At 34.8% G+C, this 1182-nt stretch carries 2 protein-coding genes; one reads left to right on the forward strand and one right to left on the reverse strand.

The window, feature by feature from the left end:
• The coding region (locus AC3AYF_RS21400) for a sensor histidine kinase (protein ID WP_487780483.1) at window positions 1–235 on the forward strand (235 nt) is incomplete at its 5' end.
• Between the two features lie 43 nt (window positions 236–278).
• Here AC3AYF_RS21400 and AC3AYF_RS21405 read toward each other — a convergent pair.
• The coding region (locus AC3AYF_RS21405) for a hypothetical protein (RefSeq protein ID WP_487780484.1) at window positions 279–1182 on the reverse strand (904 nt) is incomplete at its 5' end.

Raw genomic sequence — 1182 nt, forward strand, 5'->3', positions numbered from 1 at the left:
ACAACTTTCTGACGGCAAGGTTCAGTTTAACGTCCGCGACTATGGCCCTGGCATCGATAAGAAACAGATGAAAAAGATCTTTCATCTGTTTTACCGTAGTGAAAGTGAACTGACACGAGAAACGGTGGGTACGGGAATAGGCTTGTCCTTAGTACATCAAATGACCGTCAGTATGAACGGCCAAATTGATGTGGTAAATACTGATCCGGGTGTAGAATTTAGATTAACTTTTTAGTAACAATTAGATTATGTGTGACGCTTAGTAAAACTTGCTATGGTTAAGTTTTCACTGTGTTAGGAAAAATTTTAAGTTTTGATGGGGATGTTGGCTTCGTACAATCAATCACCATTTCCATTATTCGATGATTTGATTTTATATTTTTGATATGTGTTTCGAGTTCTTGAACTGAAGTATATTTAGTTGGTTTTTTAAACACTTCATTTTTAAACCAGAGAACGATAAAAACGCCGTAACGACATTGTAATCCCTCCATGTACCTTGGTAACTGAGCATTAATTCCACTATCAATATTCGAGTTATGGGCGAGCTTTAATTCGACAGCCACGCTAATGGCATCATTATTATTGATTGTATAGGTAACTAAAAAATCTATCTCGCCTGATGAAACAATTGATTCTCTAGAGATATTGACCCCCATATATTTGAAAATATGTCTAATTAGATTAAATATAGTTGGTTGGATTTCAGGTTCGGATTTTGGAGTATTTTCATTTTTCCAAGTGTCAGCATAGTGGCCATTCAACTCAATAGAGTTCTTCACTACAATGTCAAAAAGCCGGTAAACGAATTCAGCTAGATTTTTTTCTGACTTTATAACAGTCGAAGATAAAAGCTTTCTTATATCAATCAGGCTTGACGACAAATTTCGACTATTTACCTGAGCAATGAATTTACCAGCGGATATTGAAAAAGAGTTTGGATTTGTAAGCCCATGAACCATTCGGTGTACAACATTCGAATTAGAATTATCTACATATTGAACAATAAAGTTTGAGAATAAATTGAGATTAATATCTTGTAACTGTAAGTCAATATGAGGAGATATTAGGTTGTAATTTTTCCGTAATAACTGAATTGCAAATTTTTTGTGGGGATGAAATTTTCTCCCAAGTTCTGCAGTTTCTTCTGAAAAGTCAACTTCTTCACTTCCTGTGTCGCTT

The sequence above is a fragment of the Salinicola sp. genome, assembly GCF_982684285.1.